Origin of the sequence: Brevundimonas sp. NPDC058933, assembly GCF_049315965.1 — a bacterium.
In the GTDB taxonomy this organism is placed as follows: Bacteria; Pseudomonadota; Alphaproteobacteria; order Caulobacterales; family Caulobacteraceae; genus Brevundimonas.
In genome coordinates this window covers 379703-399888 of record NZ_JBMOSL010000001.1, presented here as the reverse complement: position 1 = coordinate 399888, position 20186 = coordinate 379703, and the positions used below count along the sequence as shown (strand labels likewise).

17 protein-coding genes are annotated in these 20186 nt (G+C 66.8%); 5 read left to right on the top strand and 12 right to left on the bottom strand.

Annotated features, from left to right (window positions below):
* Positions 1–143: 143 nt before the first annotated feature.
* Positions 144–2474 (top strand): ATP-dependent helicase, encoded by a 2331-nt coding sequence (locus ACOZBP_RS01855; protein ID WP_422674759.1) that lies wholly within the window; start codon positions 144–146, stop codon positions 2472–2474.
* Positions 2475–2582: 108 nt separating this feature from the next.
* Positions 2583–4670 (top strand): DNA topoisomerase IV subunit B, encoded by a 2088-nt coding sequence (locus ACOZBP_RS01850; protein WP_422674758.1) that lies wholly within the window; start codon positions 2583–2585, stop codon positions 4668–4670.
* 156 nt (positions 4671–4826) lie between these two features.
* Here ACOZBP_RS01850 and ACOZBP_RS01845 read toward each other — a convergent pair whose 3' ends face one another.
* The 8 genes from ACOZBP_RS01845 to ACOZBP_RS01810 all read right to left on the bottom strand — a co-directional run bounded on the left by ACOZBP_RS01845 (position 4827) and on the right by ACOZBP_RS01810 (position 12258).
* A complete protein-coding gene (locus tag ACOZBP_RS01845; RefSeq protein WP_422674757.1) occupies positions 4827–5255 on the bottom strand; it encodes a molecular chaperone DnaJ in 429 nt (142 codons plus the stop codon).
* Positions 5256–5262: 7 nt separating this feature from the next.
* Complete coding sequence (locus ACOZBP_RS01840) at positions 5263–6111, bottom strand: division plane positioning ATPase MipZ (protein ID WP_114816952.1); 849 nt, start codon at positions 6109–6111, stop codon at positions 5263–5265.
* A gap of 96 nt (positions 6112–6207) precedes the next feature.
* On the bottom strand, positions 6208–6846 hold the full coding sequence (locus ACOZBP_RS01835; RefSeq protein WP_422674756.1) for an SPOR domain-containing protein: 639 nt from the start codon (positions 6844–6846) through the stop codon (positions 6208–6210).
* 52 nt (positions 6847–6898) lie between these two features.
* Positions 6899–7660, bottom strand: a complete 762-nt coding sequence (locus ACOZBP_RS01830; RefSeq protein ID WP_422674755.1) for a chorismate mutase — start codon at positions 7658–7660, stop codon at positions 6899–6901.
* Positions 7661–8066: 406 nt separating this feature from the next.
* Positions 8067–8639 (bottom strand): prephenate dehydratase domain-containing protein, encoded by a 573-nt coding sequence (locus ACOZBP_RS01825; protein WP_422674754.1) that lies wholly within the window; start codon positions 8637–8639, stop codon positions 8067–8069.
* Entirely contained in the window at positions 8636–10006 is a 1371-nt protein-coding gene (locus ACOZBP_RS01820) for a class II 3-deoxy-7-phosphoheptulonate synthase (RefSeq protein WP_422674753.1), read from the bottom strand. Before ACOZBP_RS01820 ends, ACOZBP_RS01825 begins: the two co-directional genes overlap by 4 nt.
* Positions 10007–10066: 60 nt before the next feature.
* Positions 10067–11125 (bottom strand): enoyl-CoA hydratase/isomerase family protein, encoded by a 1059-nt coding sequence (locus ACOZBP_RS01815; protein WP_422674752.1) that lies wholly within the window; start codon positions 11123–11125, stop codon positions 10067–10069.
* Entirely contained in the window at positions 11122–12258 is a 1137-nt protein-coding gene (locus tag ACOZBP_RS01810; RefSeq protein WP_422674751.1) for an isobutyryl-CoA dehydrogenase, read from the bottom strand. The genes ACOZBP_RS01815 and ACOZBP_RS01810 overlap by 4 nt, the downstream gene beginning before the upstream one ends.
* 310 nt (positions 12259–12568) lie before the next feature.
* On the opposite strand from ACOZBP_RS01810, the gene hemB reads away from it, so the two are divergent.
* Positions 12569–13573 carry a porphobilinogen synthase gene (gene hemB / locus ACOZBP_RS01805; RefSeq protein WP_178823124.1) on the top strand — a complete coding sequence of 335 codons (1005 nt, stop codon included), beginning with the start codon at positions 12569–12571 and terminating at the stop codon, positions 13571–13573.
* A 5-nt stretch (positions 13574–13578) separates the two neighbouring features.
* On the opposite strand, the gene ACOZBP_RS01800 is transcribed toward hemB, so the two are convergent.
* A complete protein-coding gene (locus tag ACOZBP_RS01800) occupies positions 13579–14079 on the bottom strand; it encodes a flavin reductase family protein (RefSeq protein ID WP_422674750.1) in 501 nt (166 codons plus the stop codon).
* A 123-nt stretch (positions 14080–14202) separates the two neighbouring features.
* Here ACOZBP_RS01800 and ACOZBP_RS01795 point away from each other — a divergent pair, with 123 nt between their 5' ends.
* Both ACOZBP_RS01795 and ACOZBP_RS01790 read left to right on the top strand, forming a co-directional pair.
* The gene (locus ACOZBP_RS01795; protein WP_422674749.1) at positions 14203–15102 is read left to right on the top strand and encodes a flagellar motor protein MotB; all 900 of its coding nucleotides are present in this window, start codon (positions 14203–14205) and stop codon (positions 15100–15102) included.
* Between the two features lie 100 nt (positions 15103–15202).
* On the top strand, positions 15203–15937 hold the full coding sequence (locus tag ACOZBP_RS01790) for an arginyltransferase (RefSeq protein WP_422674748.1): 735 nt from the start codon (positions 15203–15205) through the stop codon (positions 15935–15937).
* 162 nt (positions 15938–16099) lie between these two features.
* Here ACOZBP_RS01790 and ACOZBP_RS01785 read toward each other — a convergent pair whose 3' ends face one another.
* The 3 genes from ACOZBP_RS01785 to parC form a co-directional block, all read right to left on the bottom strand.
* On the bottom strand, positions 16100–17122 hold the full coding sequence (locus tag ACOZBP_RS01785) for a M48 family metallopeptidase (protein ID WP_422674747.1): 1023 nt from the start codon (positions 17120–17122) through the stop codon (positions 16100–16102).
* A gap of 6 nt (positions 17123–17128) precedes the next feature.
* A complete protein-coding gene (locus ACOZBP_RS01780; protein WP_178828654.1) occupies positions 17129–17698 on the bottom strand; it encodes a LemA family protein in 570 nt (189 codons plus the stop codon).
* A 206-nt stretch (positions 17699–17904) separates the two neighbouring features.
* Positions 17905–20106: a DNA topoisomerase IV subunit A gene (gene parC, locus ACOZBP_RS01775; protein WP_422674746.1), complete on the bottom strand. Its 2202-nt coding sequence runs from the start codon at positions 20104–20106 to the stop codon at positions 17905–17907.
* Positions 20107–20186: the final 80 nt, after the last annotated feature.

Sequence of the window (20186 nt, the reverse complement as noted above, 5' to 3'; positions counted from 1 at the left end):
TTCCCTTCCATGCTCCCCTGAGGTCGGGAGAACGAGGGTCAGGCTTGACGGTTCCCGCAGGCCATTTTCCATCGGGGCCTGACTTTGGCCGCTGTGCTGCTTATGTTCTCTTTCGAATCCGCCCTGCGTGAGCCGCTTATCCAGTGACCGACCTGCCCGCCCCCCGCATTTCCGACCTCGCGCGCGGTCAGTCGCCGCAAGGCGCCGCCGACTACCTGTCCGGTCTGAACCCCGAGCAGAGGCTGGCGGTCGAGACGACCGAGGGGCCGGTTCTGGTCCTGGCCGGCGCCGGCACCGGCAAGACCCGCGTCCTGACCACCCGCCTGGCGCACATCCTGGCCACAGGCCGGGCCAGGCCCTGGGAACTGCTGGTCGTCACCTTCACCAACAAGGCCGCACGCGAGATGCGCGAGCGGATCACCCACCTGATCGGCCCCTCAGCCGAGGGCCTCCGCTGGCTCGGCACCTTCCACTCGGTCGCGGCCCAGATCCTGCGCCGTCACGCCGAACTGGTCGGGCTGAAGTCCAGCTTCACCATCCTGGACACCGACGATCAGGAACGGCTGCTGAAGCAACTTCTCGAAGCCGCCAATATCGACACCAAGAAGCACACGCCCAAGTCGCTGGCCCACCTGATCGACCACTGGAAGAACCGCGGCTGGACCCCCGAGAAGCTGCCGCCGGGCGAGGACTTCGCCAACGGCAAGGGCCACGCCCTCTACGCCGCCTATCAGAAGCGGCTGGCCACGCTGAACGCCTGTGACTTCGGCGACCTGCTGCTGCACAACCTCACCATCCTGTCGCAGCACGCTGATCTTGCGGCGGAATATCGCAATCGCTTCCGCTACATCCTGGTGGACGAGTATCAGGACACCAACGTCGCCCAGTACCTTTGGCTGCGGCTGCTGACCGCCTCGACCGGCAATGTCTGCTGCGTCGGCGACGACGATCAGTCGATCTACGGCTGGCGCGGGGCCGAGGTGGACAACATCCTGCGCTTCGAACGCGACTTCCCCGGCGCCAAGATCGTCAAGCTGGAGCGCAACTACCGCTCGACCAAGCACATCCTCGGCGCCGCCTCGGCCCTGATCGCGACCAATCAGGACCGTCTGGGCAAGACCCTGTGGACCGAGGACGACAGCGGCGACAAGGTCCGCGTGCGCGGCGTCTGGGACGGCGAGGCCGAGGCCCGCCTGATCGCCGACGAGATCGAGACCGCCCGCAAACAGGGCATGAAATACCGGGACATGGCCGTCCTGGTCCGCGCCTCCTTCCAGATGCGGGCGTTCGAAGAGCGCTTCGTCATGCTGGCCGTCCCCTATCAGGTCATCGGCGGCCCCCGCTTCTTCGAGCGCGCCGAAATCCGCGACGCCCACGCCTACCTGCGCCTGATCCAGTCCGAGGACGACGATCTGGCCTTCGAGCGCATCGTCAACGTGCCCAAGCGCGGCATCGGCGAGACCAGCGTCCAGAAGATCCTGCACATCGCGCGCGAGAACGGCGTCTCGGCCATGCAGGCGGTTCGCCACCTGATCACGACGGATGAGCTTCAGGCCCGCACCCGGACGCCCCTGGCCAACTTCGTGCGCGACCTCGACCGCTGGCGCGATCTGGCGACCATGGGCACGCCCCACTGGCAGGTGACCGAGACCCTGCTGGACGAGAGCGGCTACACCGATATGCAGAAGGCCGACCGCACCAGCGGCCAGACACGCCTCGACAACCTCAAGGAACTGACCCAGGCCATGCAGTCCTTCGAGACGCTGCAAGGCTATCTGGAACACGTCTCCCTGGTGATGGACCTCGACCGGGCCGCGCCTGAGTCCGAGAGCGGGGCGGTGCAGATCATGACCCTGCACGGCGCCAAGGGGCTGGAGTTCCCTCTGGTCTTCCTGCCCGGCTGGGAAGAAGGCGTCTTCCCCTCGCAGCGCAGCATCGACGAGAAGGGCGTGAAGGGCCTCGAAGAGGAACGCCGCCTCGCCTACGTCGGCGTCACCCGCGCCAAACAGGACGCGCGCATCAGCTTCGCCGCCAACCGTCTGGTCTATGGGCGCTGGACCTCGCAACTGCCCAGCCGGTTTGTCGACGAACTGCCGCTGGCCCACGTCGAGCCCCAGTCGGACACCGGCTATTACGGCGCCTCAAGCGGCATGAAGGAGGCCAAGAGCCGCTGGGACGACGCCCCCTCCTTCGGCAGCGGCTACTCCAGCCCCGGCTGGAAACGCGCCCAGAGCTTCACCGCGACCCAGACGCCCAAACCCGCCTATGCCCGCCGCGCAGTGATCGAGGGCGAAGGCCGCCTGATCGCCACCGCCGACCCCAAGACCGGCTCCGGCTGGTCGCGCGGCGACCGCGTCTTCCACCAGAAGTTTGGCTATGGCGCCGTCCGCGCGGTCGAGGGCAACAAGCTGATCGTCACCTTTGAAAAGGCGGGCGAGAAGAAGGTCATCGACACCTTCGTGGAGAAGGCGTGAGCCGGCGATCCGCTTCTCCACAACTTCTCGGCCCCTGCCCTCTCCAGCTTGCGTCTCGCAGGTGCGGAGCCTACCAGAACGAACTCCGAATCGCCCCAGACTGTGTAAATGGCTGACCTCTTCTCCACGCTCGACGACGCTGAGCCGACCCAACCGAGCGTGGCTGAAAAGACGCCCGCCCCCGTTGCCCCTGTGGCGGTTGTCCCGGTCGCGCACGAACCCAAGGTCGAACTGGCGACGCACGCCAGCACGGCGACCGCAGCCGCCACCGGCTATTCCGCCTCCTCGATCGAGGTGCTGGAGGGGCTGGAGCCCGTCCGCAAACGCCCCGGCATGTATATCGGCGGCACCGACGAGCGCGCCCTGCACCACCTGTTCGCCGAAGTCCTCGACAACGCGATGGACGAGGCCGTGGCCCGCCACGCCAAACTGATCACCGTCGATCTGGACGCCGACGGTTTCCTGTCGGTGCGCGACGACGGCCGCGGCATTCCCGTCGATCCCCACCCCAAGCATCCGGGCAAGTCGGCGCTGGAAGTCGTCATGACCGTGCTGCACTCGGGCGGCAAGTTCTCGGGCAAGGCCTATGAGACCTCGGGCGGCCTGCACGGCGTCGGCGTTTCGGTGGTCAACGCCTTGTCGGACCAGTTGGACGTCACCGTCTGGCGCGACGGCTTCGAATGGCGCCAGTCCTTCAGCCGCGGCCTGGTTCAGGCCCCCATCCAGCAGGTCGGCCCCTCCAAGAAGAAGGGCACGCGCATCCGCTTCCATCCGGATGAGCAGATCTTCGGCGTCGGCGCGGCCTTCAAGCCCGCCCGCCTCTACCGCATGGCGCGCGCCAAGGCCTATCTGTTCCGCGGCGTCGAGATCAAGTGGACCTGCGCGCCGGAACGGATCACCGACGCCACCCCGGCTGAGGCCACCCTGCACTTCCCCGGCGGTCTGGCCGACGCCCTGGCCGAGCGCGTGGGCGAGCTGGAAACCGTCACCCCCGTCTTCGCCGGCCGCGCCGAGCGCAAGGGCGAGGCGGGCGCGCTGGAATGGGCCGTCACCTGGTCGCCCATCGGCTTCGGCGACGCCGACAGCTTCATCGGCTCCTACTGCAACACCGTCTCGACCCCCGACGGCGGCACGCACGAGGCCGGATTCCGCTCCGCCCTGGTCAAGGGTCTGAAGGCCTATGGCGAGCTGACCAACGAGAAGCGCGCGGCCCAGATCACGGCCGAGGACGTCATCGCCAACGCCGGCGCCCTGATCTCGGTCTTCATCCGCAACCCGGAATTTCAGGGCCAGACCAAGGACCGCCTGTCCTCGCCCGAGGGCCAGCGCCTGACCGAACAGCTGCTGCGCGACCCCTTCGACCACTGGCTGACCGAAAGCCCCAAGCAGGCCAACGCCCTGCTCGGCTTCGTCATCGACCGCGCCGAGGACCGTCTGCGCCGCCGCAAGGACAAGGAGGTCCAGCGCGCCGCCGCCACGCGCAAACTGCGTCTGCCGGGCAAGCTGTCCGACTGCTCGCGTCAGTCGGCGCAAGGCACCGAACTGTTCATCGTCGAGGGCGACTCGGCTGGCGGCTCGGCCAAACAGGCGCGCGACCGCACCACCCAGGCCATCCTGCCCCTGCGCGGCAAGATCCTGAACATCGCCTCGGCCACGGCGGACAAGCTGCGTCAGAATATCGAACTGTCGGACCTGGCCCTGGCCCTGGGCGTCCAGCCCGGCAGCCGCTTCAACATCGAAGACCTGCGCTACGAGCGCATCGTCATCATGACCGACGCCGACGTGGACGGCGCCCACATCGCGGCCCTGCTGATCACCTTCTTCTATCGCGCCATGCCCGAGACGATCCGCCAGGGTCGCCTCTTCATGGCCCTGCCACCGCTCTATCGGATTTCGGCCGGCCCCCTGTCGGAATACGCCCGCGACGACGCCCACCGCGACGAGCTGCTGGCCACCGTCTTCAAGGGCAAGAAGGTCGAGATCGGGCGCTTCAAGGGCCTGGGCGAGATGATGGCCTCGCAACTGAAGGAGACCACTATGGACCCGAAGAAACGGACCCTGGCCCGCGTCTCCCTGCCCGACAGCGAGGACGAGATCGAGGACCTGGTCGAGCGCCTGATGGGCCGCAAGGCCGAGGCCCGCTACCAGTTCATCCAGGAAAACGCCCGCTTCGCCGTGGCGGACCTGGACGTCTGACCCAAATCAACCGTCATCCCGGCCGGTCTGCAAGACCGATCCGGGACCCAGGCAGCAACTTCAAGCACGGCCGTCCTTCAGTTTGGATGACAAGCCTGGGTTCCGGGTTCCGCTACGCGGCACCGGAATGACGGTGCTAAAGGCACGAAAGAGGCCTTAGCCCTTCAGCAGCCGATCCCGCGCCGCGTTGACGCGCGCGGCCAGCCCTTCAGTCCCGCCCTGGTCGGGATGCGCTCGGGCCATCAGGCGACGCCAGGCGGCCTGCACCGCTTCGGGCGTGGCGTCCGCAGACACTCCCAGAATGGCCCGCGCCTCAGCCTCGGTGAGGTGTTCAGCCGATGGCGCACGCAGCGGCAAGGTGCGGATTCGCGACTGGACCGCCAGCCACAGCCCCGCCCCCGCCAGCCCGATCGCCGCCAGCCAGACCCCGCGCGACGCAGCCAGAACCGCCCCCGCGAACAGGGCCGTGCTGAGGATGGTCGCGGAGATGCGCCAATGCCCGCGCCGGGCGCGTTCGGTCTGGCGTCCCAGACGGGCCAGCGCCCAGACCGCCACAGCGGCCAACGCCAGCCAGATCAGGCCCATGCGACGATCAGGCCGCCGCCGCGTCCAGCGGAGCCAGGGAGCCGCCTTGCGCGTCGTCCAGACCCAGGGACTGCATCAGGTTACGCAACTCCTGACGCGCGGCCACGTGGGCCAGCGACACCGACACTGGACGGATGTCGTTCGACAAGTCGGCCACGGTCAGGCCGAACGGGAACAGCTCACGATAGATGACCCGGTCGCGCAGGCCCGGCCCGACGCGGAAACCGACTCGCTTGGCCAGCTTCATCATCTTCTCTTCCAGACGACGACGGTTGCGGGCCTCTGCCACCGCCAGACGGTTGGTGACCACGACCCAGTCGATCGTCACCTGACGGCCTTCCGTGATGGCGCGATGCTTGCGCGCCTCCCAGACGCTCTCGGAATAGATGGAGGGTTTTTTCAGATCCAGCGTCACCGGATCAACCTCGCCCAGAAGGTCGAAATCGACGAAGCTGTCGTTCATCGGCGTGACGATCTGGTCGGCGCGGCCATGCGCGGCGCGCGACAGGGCCGTGTCCCCGCCGGGCGTGTCGATCAGGATGATGTCGGCCACGCCTTGCGCCTCGGCATAGGCGGCGTCGAAACGGGCCAGTTGCTCCGCCTCGTCGGCCTTGGCCAGGGCCTTGCCGTCGCCCATGTCCGGGACGATCGGCATGGGCAGAGGCTGTTCGTTGGCCGCCGTCCACGCCCCCCGGTTGGAGAAGAACCGCTCCATCGAACGCTGACGCAGGTCCAGATCGATGATGGCGACCTTCTTGCCTGCGTGCAGCAGGCCGGTGACGATGTGAATAGCCAGGGTGGACTTGCCCGCCCCGCCCTTTTCATTGCCGATGACGATGACCTGAGGCTGCGCCATGATGAATCCCGATGTTTCGACGGGCGCGACTCATGCGTTCGCTCCCCATCCCAGACGCCCTAGATCGGGCCAAGGGGGTCAGTCGTCAACGAAACCTTAAACCGCGCCTGTGGAAGACGCCGGCGCTGCGTCCCGAATGCACCACGGATCAGACGCGGCAACGCTGGCGCAAAGGGCCTTGGCCTGGGCCGATCCGGCGCGAACCTTCAGCCGCACCAGACGCCGACCGTTGACTTCGACCGGCTCGAAGACCGGGGTCAGACCGCGCGTCCCCTGGCCCAGCTGATCCCACGCCGCCTGGGCCGAAGCCTGGCTGGCATAGGCGCCCAACTGGATCAGGGCGCTGGAAGATGCGGCCACCACAGCGGGCCGAGACGGCTTGGCCGGCTCTTGGCCGACCGTCGGCACGGCGGCGGGCGCCTCGGGATCCTTAAACGCCGGCGGCATGGCGGGCAGGATAGCCGCCGCCTGGGAGGTCAGCCCATCGCGAGCGTCCCATAGCTGATGCGGGGTCAGAAGCTCGACCTTGAGCGGACGCAGGCCTGCTGCCTCTGCGTTACGCGGTTCCGCTGGCTCGCGTGCAGGTTCGGCGTTGCGAACCGACAGGGGAATCCCCGCGACCTGGTCCGCCACCTTCTCGAACCGATGCGGATCGGCCTCCGTCATGCCGCAGCCGGCCAGCAGCGCTGCAAGGGCGCCGACCGAACCAAGCCGCAAGATGACAGAGGCGTTCATGACGCCACAATGGACGCCGCCCTTTGAGACCGGGTTAACGTTCCGCGCCGGGTCAGCCGATGGCGCCGACGCAGCCTTCCACGTCACCCGGGGCCACGTCGGCGTCGGTCAGGGCCAGGGTCCAGCCGTGGTTGGTGTTCAGGCCCCAGCGGCGCGCGCCCGAGCCGTCGCCGGCGTCGCCGCCGACCGTCACCACCACGCGGCGGCCCGTCGGCAGGGCCGGCGGATCGATCTTGCCCACGGCCAGCGAAGTCGGGGTGTCGCCGCCGTAGCCGTCGAAGACGCTCAACATCGACCATTCGCGACGCAGACCCATCCACCAGGCATCGTCGGTGTTGATCGACAGCACGGCCACGCCATGCCCCTCGGCGGCGTGCGCCAGCGCGGCCTGAGGGTCGCGGACCAGTTTGATGTCGGCGGCGGCGCCGAAGCGCAGACGGGCGCCGTCCACGGCCCTGGAAGGATCAATGGGGGCCCAGACGTGGACCTGCAGCCGGCCCTGACGGGCCAGACCCCAGCCGACGATCTCGCGCCACAGGTGCTCGACCGCCTCGCGGTTCTCGGGTTCGCACTGCTTCAGAACGCGGGCCTGAACGGCCTGTTCGCGGTCGGGGCGCAGCTTGGTGTGGGGGCCGGTCGGCGCGTCCTTGGCCTTGCCCACCTGGGCAGCGACGGCCAGACGGCGCTCGAACAGCTCAAGGATCTGGTCATCCAGGCTGTCGATCTCGGCGCGCAGAGCGGCCAGCGCCTTCTGCTCGGGGCTCAGCTCGGCGGCTTCAGCGGGCCAGACTTGCTGGAGAGTGGAATTGGGCATGGGATTTGGCTTTCAGCATTCGAATTTCGATGGGGGATGCGTGTGATCGCGTCGCCGCTCTGCGTCAGAGCGGTCGCCGGTGAGACAGTCAGAGCTTGAAGAAACTCGACGCCTCAGCCGGCGTATCGAAAGCCGTAATAGCCGTAGCCAAAATAAAAGCCGGCCACCGCGCGCGTGGTGGTTTCAAGGGTCATTTGTGCGCGCAGCGAGGACATGAATCCGGTCCGGTTTCAGGATCAGGGTTGATCCGATCCCTCTTAAGCGCGCAAAGACTATGCGCGGTCAACCCCCTGAGCGAAATCGGTTCGAATGTTTTCGCATTCGAACCCAGATATTCGCTCAAGAATTATGCGAGAGCCTGCTTCACGACATCGGTGGAATCGCGAAGCGATTTCACCTCAACCGATCAGGCTCTTGGCGCACTAAGCAGGACAAATCGCGTCCGATTGTCGCTGAAATCCTGCAAATCGTTGCGCAGAACCGACAGGCCATAGACCTCGGCCGCACGCGCAGGCGCCACGGCGGCGCGGGTCACGTCGCCCGCTTCCGCCACGGCGGCGGCGGCCCCGCCGGTGTCAAAGGCCTCGACCGACGTAATCTTCATCTCGCCCAGCGCCTTCGCGCATTGCTGTAGGGCGACCGGGTGGCTTTCCGCCGTCCTGATGTCCGACAGGCGTGCTTCGGCCAGGCCGATCAACGCCAGCCGGATCGGTCGCCAGGCTTCACTGACCACCGTCAGGCCCGCCTCGCGCACCAGGCTGGCGGCGGGCTCGACCGTGCCGATAGTCGAGTTCTCGACCGGAATCAGCGCCGACTGGCAATCGCCGGACAGCAGGGCCTCAATGGCCCCCTGAAACGTCTCAAAGCCGACCGCCTCGTCCCACGGGCGCAGGTCGAGGCAGGCTTCGTGGCTGAAGGCCCCGGGCGCGCCCTGATAGGCGACGCGGCCCGGCCCTTCGTCCTGGGTCGCCGTGGTCACGCGGCCTCGGCGCGCGCCTGACGGCCTACCTTGAGCCGTTCAGCCACCAGGAAGGCCAGTTCCAGCGCCTGATCCGCGTTCAGGCGCGGATCGCAGTGGGTGTGATAGCGGCTCGACAGTTCGTCCTCGGTCACGGGCTGGGCGCCGCCGATGCACTCGGTGACGTTCTGGCCGGTCATTTCCAGGTGAACGCCGCCGGGGTGGACGCCCTCGGCCTCCGCCACATCGATGAAGGTGCGGACCTCGCCCATGACCCGGTCGAACGGCCGGGTCTTGTAGCCGTTGGCGGCCTTGAGCGTATTGCCGTGCATCGGGTCGATCGACCAGATGACGCGCTTGCCCTCGGCCTTCACCGCCCGCATCAGGGCCGGCAGTCGATCGCCGACCTTGTCGTGGCCGAAACGGCCGATCAAGGTCAGACGGCCCGGAATATTGTTCGGGTTCAGGGCGTCGATCAGCGGCAGGATGTCCTCCGCCGTCATGGTCGGCCCGCACTTGACGCCAATCGGGTTCGAGATGCCGCGCATGAACTCGATGTGGGCCCCGTCCAGCTGACGGGTGCGCTCGCCGATCCACAGCATGTGGGCCGAGGTGTCGAACCACTCGCCCGACGAACCTTCTAGGCGCGTCAGAGCGCTCTCGACGTTCAGCAGCAGGGCTTCATGGCTGGTGAAGACCTCGACGCGCGACAGATCAGGATGGGTCTCGGGCGTGACGCCGACCGCCTCCATGAAGGCCAGGGCCTCGGTGATCTTGTCGGCCAACTCGCGATAGGCCGCGCCCGCGCCGTTGTCGGCGAAGCCCAGGGTCCAGCGGTGGATGTTGTAGAGGTCGGCATAGCCGCCGCCGGCAAAGGCGCGCAGCAGGTTCAGCGTCGAGGCCGACTGATTATAGGCCTTCAGCAGGCGCTGCGGATCGGGCACGCGCTCTTCCGGCGTGAAGCCCATGCCGTTGATGATGTCGCCGCGATAGGACGGCAGCTCGACCCCGCCGATCTCTTCCAGCGGCGACGAGCGCGGCTTGGCGAACTGACCGGCGATGCGGCCGACCTTCACCACCGGCTTGCGCCCGGCGAAGGTCAGGACCACCGCCATCTGCAGGATCAGGCGGAAGGTGTCGCGGATGTTGTCGGTCGAGAACTCCTTGAAGCTCTCGGCGCAGTCGCCGCCCTGAAGCAGGAAGGCGTTCCCCGCCTCCACCTGTGCGAGATGCTGGGTCAGTTTGCGGGCCTCGCCGGCAAACACCAGGGGCGGCATGGCCCGCAGCTCGTCTTCGACACGCGCCAGTTCGGCCATGTCAGGATAGTCCGTCGGCATATGCACGACGGGCTTGTTTCTCCAGGATTCAGGGGTCCAGCGCTTACTCATGCCGCCTAGATAGCCCTCCAGGCGGCCTTGGACAATAAATGTTGCGTCGCAGCGCCGTTTTCAGAGCGGCGACCAGGCCTCGTCGGCGGGCAAGGGTGCAAACAGGGCCTCCAGCGTCTCGTTGGTAACGCCCGACAGATCGGCCGGCGACCACTGCGGCGCATTGTCCTTGTCGACGATGACGGCGCGGACGCCTTCCTGGAAATCGTGGGTCTGCACCACCCGACCGCCCAGCGCATATTCCATCGCCATGTTGTCAGCGAAGGAGGCGATCGTCGCGCCGGTGCGTATCTGGCGCAGCGACACCTTCAGCGACTGCGGCGACTTGGTCTTCAGCGTCTCAAGCTGCTTCAGCGCCCATTCCGAGCCGTCAGCCTCCAGCGCGGCGAAGATCTCCTCGACCGTGTCAAAGGCGAACAGCCGATCAATGGCCTCGCGGTGGGCGTCCAGCGGCGCCGGCCCTGCGTCACCCGCCAACCGGTCCGCCACAGCCTTGGGGTCAGCCGGTGCGGCCAGCAGTTCGGCCTTCAGCGCCTCGACGCCTTCGCTCGGCACGAAATGGGTGTGTATGCCCAGGGCCACCGTATCCGCCGCCTTCAGCCGCGCCCCCGTCAGCGCCAGCCAGACCCCCGTCTGTCCCGGCAACCGCGACAGGAACCAGCCCCCGCCCACGTCGGGGAACAGACCGATGCCCGTTTCCGGCATGGCGTAGGTGGTGCGCTCGGTGGCGATGCGGATAGCCGCCGGCTCGCTGATCCCCACGCCGCCGCCCATGACGATGCCGTCGACGATGGCCGTGATCGGCTTGGGGTATTCGAACATCAGATGGTTCAGCTGATACTCGGTCTTGAAGAAGGCTTTGGCCTCCGACGCATCCCCCGCCCCGCTCTCGGCGATCATGCGAATGTCGCCCCCGGCGCAGAAGCCGCGCTCGCCCGCATGGTCGATCAGCACCGACCTGACGGCGTCGTCGCCCCGCCAGGCCATCAACGCCTCGATCATCGCCTCACACATGGCCCGGTTCAGGGCATGGATAGCCTTGGGCCGGTTCAGGATGATGCGGCCGACGCCGCCTTCGATGCGGGTGATGACTTCGGGTTCGCTCACTTGATCGTTCATCGCGCCAGCTCCCGCGCGATGATCACGCGCATGATCTCGTTGGTGCCTTCCAGAATGCGGTGCACCCGCAGGTCGCGCACGATCCGCTCCAGCGGATAATCCTTCAGATAGCCATATCCGCCGTGGATCTGCAGCGCCTCGTCGGCGATCTGGAAACAGGCGTCGGTGGCCAGACGCTTGGCCATGGCGCACCACTTGCTCTTCTCGGGGTGATCGTTGTCGATAGCCCAGGCCCCGCGCAGCACCATCAGCCGCGCCGCCTCCAGGTCCGTCGCCATATCGGCCAGACGGAACTGCAGCGCCTGGAACTGGCCGATGGCCTGGCCGAACTGCTTGCGCGTGGCGACGTAGTCCTGCGCCGTCTCCAGCGCCAGCCGCGCCCCGCCCAACGAGCAGGCGGCGATGTTCAGCCGTCCGCCGTCCAGACCGGCCATGGCGTATTTGAAGCCCGAACCCTCTTCGCCCAGCAGGTTGGCGACCGGAATGCGGCAGTCGTCAAAGCTGACGATGGCGGTCGGCTGGGCGTTCCAGCCCATTTTCTTTTCCTGCGCCCCGAACGACAGGCCGGGCGTCCCCGCCTCGACCACCACGGCGCTGATCCCCTTGGCGCCTTCGCCGCCCGTGCGGACCATGACGACATAGACGTCCGACGTCCCTGCGCCCGAGATGAACGCCTTGGACCCGTTCAGCACATAATGATCGCCGTCGCGCACCGCCGTGGTCCGCAGCGCCGCCGCGTCCGACCCCGAGCCCGGCTCGGTCAGGCAGTAGCTGGCGATCTTGTCCATCGTTGTCAGCGACGGCACGAAGCGCGAGCGCAGGTCGTCAGATCCGAACTTGTCGATCATCCACGTCGCCATGTTGTGGATCGAGATGAAGGCCGCCGTCGCCACGTCCCCGCGCGACAGCTCCTCGAATATCACCGCCGCCTCGACCCGGCCCAAGGCCATGCCGCCGTGCTCTTCGCCCGTATAGATGCCGCAGAAGCCCATCTCGGCCGCCGACTTCATCACATCGACCGGGAAATGCTTGTCCTCGTCCCACCGGGCCGAATGCGGCGCCAACTCGGCGTCGGCGAAGGCTCGCGCCGCGTCCTTAATCGCGCGCTGGTCGTCGTTGAGGGCGAAGTCCATGATCTATACTCCCGACTCTGGCCCTCTGACGGGGCGTTCGCGGCGCTTCTAGCGGCTGGCCGCCTGCGCGTCACCTTGGTGATGCCTCAGCGCCCCACATTCCGCTCATCCCGGCGGACGCCGGGATCCAGTAAGAGCTACGCGCGCATCGCGAATGTCCCGAGGGTGCAACAGCGTGAACTTCAAACGACCAATCCGAAGCCAAAGCACTGGATCCCGGCGTCCGCCGGGATGAGCGGTTGGGTGGGGCGACCACGGGTGGACAGTTCGCCTTTTGCCTCGCTCCCCGCTTTGTTCTAAGCCGCCCTTCATGACCCTGCCCCTCGCCCCCGCCGCCTTCCCCTACGCCCGTCCGCGTCGCCTGCGCTCGCAGCCCTGGGTGCGCCGGCTGGTCGCCGAGACGACCCTGACGCCGGCCGACCTGATCTGGCCGATCATCGTCCACGACGGAGCCGAGGACCGCGTTCCGGTCGCCTCCATGCCGGGCGTCTTCCGCCTGTCGCCGAAAGAAGCCGCCAAGGCCGCCGTCGAGGCCCGCGACCTGGGCATCCCCATGATCGCCCTGTTCCCGAACGTGGACGGCGCCATCAAGGACAGCGTCGGCACGGCCGCCAGCGACCCGGACGGCCTGATCCCCGACTGCATCAAGGCCATCAAGGACGCCGCGCCCGAGATCGGCGTCATGACCGACGTGGCGCTGGACTGCTACACCGACCACGGCCACGACGGCGTCATGGAGAACGGTCGCATCCTTAACGACGCCAGCATCGAGCGTCTGGTGGAACAGGCCTTCATCCACGCCCACGCCGGCGCCGACGCCGTGGCCCCCTCCGACATGATGGACGGCCGGGTCCAGGCCATCCGCGAAGCGCTGGAGGCCAACAGCCTGCCCGACACCCTGATCATCAGCTATGCCGCCAAATACGCCTCGGCCTTCTACGGCCCCTATCGCGACGCGGTCGGCTCGTCCAAGTCCCTGACCGGCGACAAGAAGACCTATCAGATGGACTACGCCAACGCCGACGAGGCGCTGCGCGAGGTGGCGATGGACATTTCCGAGGGCGCCGACGCCCTGATCGTCAAGCCGGGTCTCCCCTATCTCGACATCGTCCGGCTGGTCTCGGAGACCTTCAAGATTCCGACCTTCGCCTATCAGGTGTCGGGCGAGTACGCGATGATGCAGGCCTCCATCGCCAACGGCTGGCTGGAGGAAGACCGCGCCATCCTGGAAACCCTGCACGCCTTCAAGCGCGCCGGCGCCTCCGGCGTCCTCACCTACTTCGCCCCCAAGGCGGCAAGGCTGCTGGGGGCCTGACCGGTTCACGCCGTCGGGTCGACGGCCTGTCCATACTTGCCGCGGAAATAGGTCAGGGCGTCGCCGGGGTGGGTCTCAAACGCGGCGACCCGGCCCACGATCACCAGATGGTCGCCCATGACGATGCGGTCGTGGGTTACGCAGTCCAGCCGGGTCACGGCGTTGCGCAGGCGCGGCGGGGCCGGATCGCCCACCTCGAACTCGTCTTCCGACAGGGTGCAGACGCCCCAGGCGAAGCGGTCGGACATGGCCTGATCCTCGACCGGCAGCATATGCACGGCGAAGCGCTCGGCCCCGGCGAAAGCGTCGTGGCGGTCCGACTTCGCATCGAGGCACCAGAGCACCAGCGGCGGATCCAGCGACACCGAGGTGAAGCTGTTGACCGTAATGCCCAGGGGCCCCTCGGCCGTATGGGCCGTCACCACGCAGACGCCGGTGGCGAAACCGCCCAGCGCCTTGCGATAGGCCTTGGCGTCGAATTCGGAAGGAAATGAGGACCCGGACACAGGCCTGACCTAAGCCGTGGACGCCGACGCGGCAAGACCGCGTGAAAACCACCCCGCCGAAACCGCTTCTTAACGGCGACGTGGGATTCAAGGCCAACGAACGACGTTAAGATTGGCCTGCCCATGTCCGTGAGCGATCGCCCGATCCTCATCAAGAAGGTGAAAAAGGTTACGGCCGGCGGCCACCACGGCGGCGCGTGGAAGGTCGCCTATGCGGACTTCGTGACCGCCATGATGGCCTTCTTCCTGCTGATGTGGCTGATCAACACGACCGACCCGGAGCAGAAACGCGGCATCGCCGAATATTTCGCCCCGGCCAACGTCTCGGCCTCGACCTCCGGCTCCGGCGGCATTCTGGGCGGCACCGCCCTGGGCGACGACGGCGCCAAGAGTTCCGGCTCCATGGCCATGGTCGAACAGCTGGCTCCCGAGGCGCCGGAATCGCCCGAAGAGGCCGGGCAGAGCACAAACCTGTCCGCCGCCAGCGAATCCTCCCTGCGCGCCGAGATCGCCAAGCGCGAGGCCGCCGACTTCTCCAGCGCCGCCGAAAGCCTGCGCCAGGCCATGCAGGCCATGCCCGAACTGGCCGAACTGTCGAAACAGCTGATCATCGACCAGACGCCCGAGGGCCTGCGCATCCAGCTGGTCGATCAGGAAGGCCGCTCGATGTTCGAGAACGGCTCGACCCGCCCCAACCCGCGCGCCCAGATGCTGCTGCGGGCCATCGCCAAGGTCATCAACCAGCTTCCCAACCGCATCTCGATCACCGGCCACACCAGCGCCGTCGCCGGCTCCAGCCGCGCCAGCGGCGCCGGCGACTGGTCGCTGTCATCGGCGCGAGCCGACGCGTCGCGCCTGACCCTGCAAGCCGCCGGCGTGAACGCTGACCGGGTCTATTCGGTCGCGGGCAAGGCGGGATCCGACCCCCTATATCCCGACGATCCCTCGCTGGCGGGCAACCGCCGCATCGCCATCGTACTGCTGCGTGAGGCCCCCGTTCTGCCGACGGACACCAGCCTGTGACCGCGAGCGCCGCTCTCACGGCGCTTGCGAAATCATCCGGTTGCGCGCCAAATCGGGACATGAAGATCAGCGCGGCGAGAACCGAAACGGACATGAGGCCGTGACCCAGCATTTCCCCGCGCGGCAGTTGCGGTTCTTCATGACCTCGAACGCGCCCTGCCCCTATCTGCCCGGCCAATTCGAGCGGAAGGTCTTCGCCAACCTGCCCTTCAGCGACGGCGCCGACGTCAACGACGCCCTGACACAGGCCGGTTTCCGCCGCAGCCAGAACATCGCCTATCGCCCGGCCTGCGAGGCCTGCGCCGCCTGCGTCTCCGTCCGCATCCCGGTGGCCGAGTTCGCCTTCTCACGCTCGCAGCGCAAGATCCTGAACCGCAACGCCGACCTGTCGCGCGATCTGGTCGAGGCCGAGGCGACGATGGAGCAGTTCGACCTGCTGCGCCGCTACCTGACCACGCGTCATCCCGGCGGCGGCATGAGCGACATGAGTTGGTCCGACTATGTCTCGATGGTCGAGGACACGGCCGTCCGCACCCACCTGATCGAATACCGCCTGCCCGCCACCGATCAGGGCCCGGGCGATCTGGTCGGCGTCTGCCTGACCGACCTGCTGCACGACGGCCTGTCGATGGTCTACAGCTTCTTCGACCCCGAGCTTGAGCGCCGCAGCCTGGGCCAGTTCGCCATCATGGATCATCTGCGCCAGGCGAAGCTGGTCGGCCTGCCCTTCGTCTATCTCGGCTACTGGGTCCAGGGCTCGCCCAAGATGGACTACAAGGCGAAGTTCCGCCCGATGGAGGCCCTGCGCCCGTTAGGTTGGGAACGGCTCGCCTGACTCTCTCCCTCCCCTTCATGGGGAGGATGGCTGAGCCTGAAAGGCGAAGTCGGGTTGGGGCGCTTGGGTGATCCGAGCTCTGCGCGCAGTATCGCCATGCCCTCCCCACCCGGTCGCTGCGCGACCACCCTCCCCATGGAGGGGAGGGAGAAAGACGTCAGGTCAGGTCGTCGGAACCGCCGTCCCGGACGTGACCGACGGCGTCGGCCCTTCGTCTCGCCCGCCCGCAAACTTCACCAGGGCCGCGATCCGCTTCTCGATCGGCGGGTGGGTGGCGAACAGGCCTGAGAAGCCCGTCTTGTCCGCCGTATTGTCCAGGAACATGCCGCGCAGCTCATCCGGCGCGCTCAACTTCGACTGGCCCGAGACCTTCCTCAACGCCGAGATCATGGCGTCCGGGTTCTTGGTCAACTCGACCGCCCCCGCATCCGCGACATATTCCCGCGTCCGCGACAGGGTCATGCGGATGACCGCCGCCAGGCCGAAGCCGATCACCCCGATGGCCAGGCCGATCAGGATCAAAGGCATGGCATTCTTGTTGTTCCCCCCACGACCGCCGCGCACATAGAACAGGCTGCGGAACACCAGTTCGGCGACCACGCTGATGATCCCCGCAAAGATCGAGGCGATCACCATGGTCCGTACGTCCATGTTGATGACGTGGGTCAGCTCATGGGCCAGGACGCACTCCATCTCGTCGCGGCTCAGGGTCTGCATCAGGCCGCGCGTGACGGTGACGCTGTAGTTCCCCTCATGCAGGCCCGACGCATAGGCGTTCAGCGAGGGGTTCTCGATGATCCTCAGCGTCGGCGTCCGCAATCCGCGCGAGATCGCCAGGTTTTCCAGCAGGTTGTAGAGCTCGGGCTCCACCCGCCGCTCCACCTTTCGCGCGCCCGTCATGGCGTCGATCATCGCCTGGTTGCCGAAATAGGCGATGACGAACCAGATGGCGGCAACGACCAGGGCCGCCGGCACGGTCCAGCCCAGCATGGACGCCGCCAGCGCAAGGTCCTGCGACAGACTGCCGCCCGAGTTTGGCAGCAGACCAAACCCCATCATCAGCACCTGAATGCCGAACAGGATCAGCACCAGCAGCACAGGGAACCCGGCCAGCAGGATCGCCGACCGGGTGTTGTTCTGCCAGATGTGGGTCTTGAGGCCGACGGCCTGACCGAAAACCGCCATTGGGGCTTAGAACTTCACCGTCGGCGGCGCCGCGTTCAAGGCCGCGCGTTCACCCTCGCCCACGTCGAAGAAGGGCTTGTCCGACGCAAAGCCGAACATGCCGGCGAACAGCACAGTCGGGAACTGGCGACGGACGGCGTTGAACTCGCTGACGGCGTTGTTGAAGAAGCGGCGCGCGGCGGCCAGCTTGTTCTCGATATCCGACAGGTCCATCTGCAACTGCTGGAAGTTGGCGTTGGCCTTCAGGTCCGGATAGGCCTCGGACACGGCGAACAGGCGGCCCAGAGCCCCGGTCAGCATGTTCTCGGCCTGTACCTTCTCATCGACGGTGCGCGCCCCGGCGGCGGCGGCTCTAGCCTGGGTCACGGCGTCCAGGGTGCCGCGTTCGTGCGTGGCGTAGCCCTTCACCGTCTCGACCAGGTTGGGGATCAGATCCTGACGCTGCTTCAACTGCACGTCGATGTCGGCGAACGACTGATTGGCCGCCTGATCCAGCGCCACCAGTTTGTTGTAGGCCCCGACGACGACGAACAGCAGAACGACGACGATGACGCCGATGATGATCCAGGTGATCATTGAGCCTCCTCCAGCATTTCAGGAGGAATATGCGGGGCCGCAGCCTCGGCAACCAATGAATTCGGCGTCACCTTCTCCTCCCCATAAAATGGGGAGGTGGATCGACGGCGTAGCCGTCGAGACGGAGGGGCGACTTGGTTTCCGCCGCCGTCAGCCCCTCCACCGCTACGCGGCCCCCCTCCCCACGAGTGGGGAGGAAAGCAAATTTACCGGAACTTGCGCATCCCGCGCGGCCCCTGACGCCCGGCGCTGGCGCGCTTGCCCAGCCAGTCTTTCCAGTCGGGCCAGTTGCGACGACGACCGCCGCCGTCGGCCCATTCCGGTCCCGTCTCGGCGTTGAACACCGCCACGTCGGCCAGACCGCCCTGCTTGTAACCCTGCAGCTTGACCCCCTTGCCGCGGCCCATTTCGGGCAGTTCGGCGATGGGGAAGATCAGCGCCTTGATGTTCTCGCCTATGGTCGCGACGTGGTCGCCGGTGACGCGCAGCATGGCCAGCATGTCGCCGTTCAGCACCTGTTTGCCGCCGCGCTTCTGAGCCAGAAGCTCGTTTTCCGGCGCGACAAAGCCGTAACCGGCCTTGGACGCGACCAGAAGCTTCGCATTCGGTTCGTGCGCCAGAACATTGATAATCTCGGCCTTTTCATCGAGATCGATCATCAGACGCAACGGTTCGCCGTGACCCCGCCCGGAGGCCAGCTTATCGGCCCCGATGGTGAAGATGCGCCCGTCAGAAGCGCCTACCAGCAGCTTGTCCGTGGTGAAGGTCGGCACCAGGAAGGCTAGGCTGTCGCCCTCCTTGAACTTCAGTTCCGACGGGTCCTCGACCTTGCCCTTGGCGGCGCGAATCCAGCCGCGTTCCGACAGGATGACCGTGATGGCCTCGCGCGGGATGAAGGCTTCCGGCGCCACGAAGGCCGAGGCGTCCACCGCCTCGCCGATGGTCGTGCGACGCGGCGAGATCAGCGCCTTGCGCACGACCTCCAGTTCCTTGGAAATGGCCTTCCACTGCTTGCCTTCCGAAGACGTCAGCGCCTTCAGCGCCGCAAGTTCTTCCGACAGAGCGTTGAATTCCTTCTCGATCGCCATCTCCTCGATCCGCGCCAGCTGACGCAGGCGGGTGTCGAGGATGTAGTCGGCCTGGGGCTCGCTCAGACCGAAACGCGCGATCAGGACGGCCTTGGGCTGCTCCTCCTCGCGAACGATGCGGATCACCTCGTCCAGGTTGAGGAAGACGATGCGCAGGCCTTCCAACAGGTGCAGTCGCTTCTCGACCCGCTCGATCCGCCATTGCGACCGGCGGTTCAACACCACGCGGCGGTGATCCAGGAAGGCTTGCAGGCAGTCCTTCAGACCCATGACGCGTGGCGTGCCCGTGGCGTCCAGCACGTTCATGTTGATCGGGAAGCGGACCTCCAGATCGGACAGCTTGAACAGGCTCTCCATCAGCATCTCGGGCTCGATGGTGCGGTTCTTGGGCTCCAGGATCAGGCGGATATCTTCCGCCGACTCGTCGCGCACGTCGCCCAGCAGCGGCGCCTTCTTGTTCTCGATCAGGTCAGCCAGGGCCTCGATCAGGCGGCTCTTCTGCACCTGATAGGGCATCTCGGTGACGATGATGCGCCAGACGCCGCGGCCCAGGTCCTCGGTCTCCCAGCGGGCGCGCAGACGGACCCCGCCGCGACCCGTCTCATAGGCGTCGAGGATGGAGGCATGACCTTCGACCGACACCCCGCCGGTCGGGAAGTCCGGCCCCGGCACAATCTGCACCAGTTCCTCGGTGGTCGCCTCGGGACGCTCCAGCAGCAGCTGACAGGCGTCGATCAGTTCACCGACGTTGTGCGGCGGGATCGAGGTCGCCATGCCCACGGCGATGCCAGACGACCCATTGGCCAGCAGGTTGGGGAAGCCGGCGGGCAGGACCACCGGCTCCTCGTCCTGATCGTCATAGGTGGCGCGGAAGTCGACCGAGTCCTGATCGATGCCGTCCAGCAGCAGGACGGCGGCGGGCGTCAGCTTGCACTCGGTGTAGCGCATGGCCGCGGCGCTATCGCCGTCGATGTTGCCGAAGTTGCCCTGCCCGTCGACCAGCGGATAACGCTGGGCGAAGTCCTGGGCCAGACGGACCAGAGCCTCATAGATCGAGGCGTCGCCGTGCGGGTGATAGCCGCCCATGACCTCGCCGACGACCTTGGCGCATTTGCGCGCCGCCGCCTGCGGGTTCAGCCGCATCTGGTGCATGGCGTACATGATGCGGCGGTGCACCGGCTTGAAGCCGTCGCGCACGTCGGGCAGGGCCCGGTTGGTGATCGTGGACAGGGCGTAGGCGAGATAGCGCTTCGACAGCGCCTCGCTCATCGGCTCTTCGACGATGCGGCCGCCTTCAGGCGTCGGGGTGTGGATGGTCATGTGTTTTCGAATCGGTGATCTGAACGACAAAGTCTAGCGCAGCCTGCGGCTGACGCGGGGACGATCCGCGCCTATCTGTG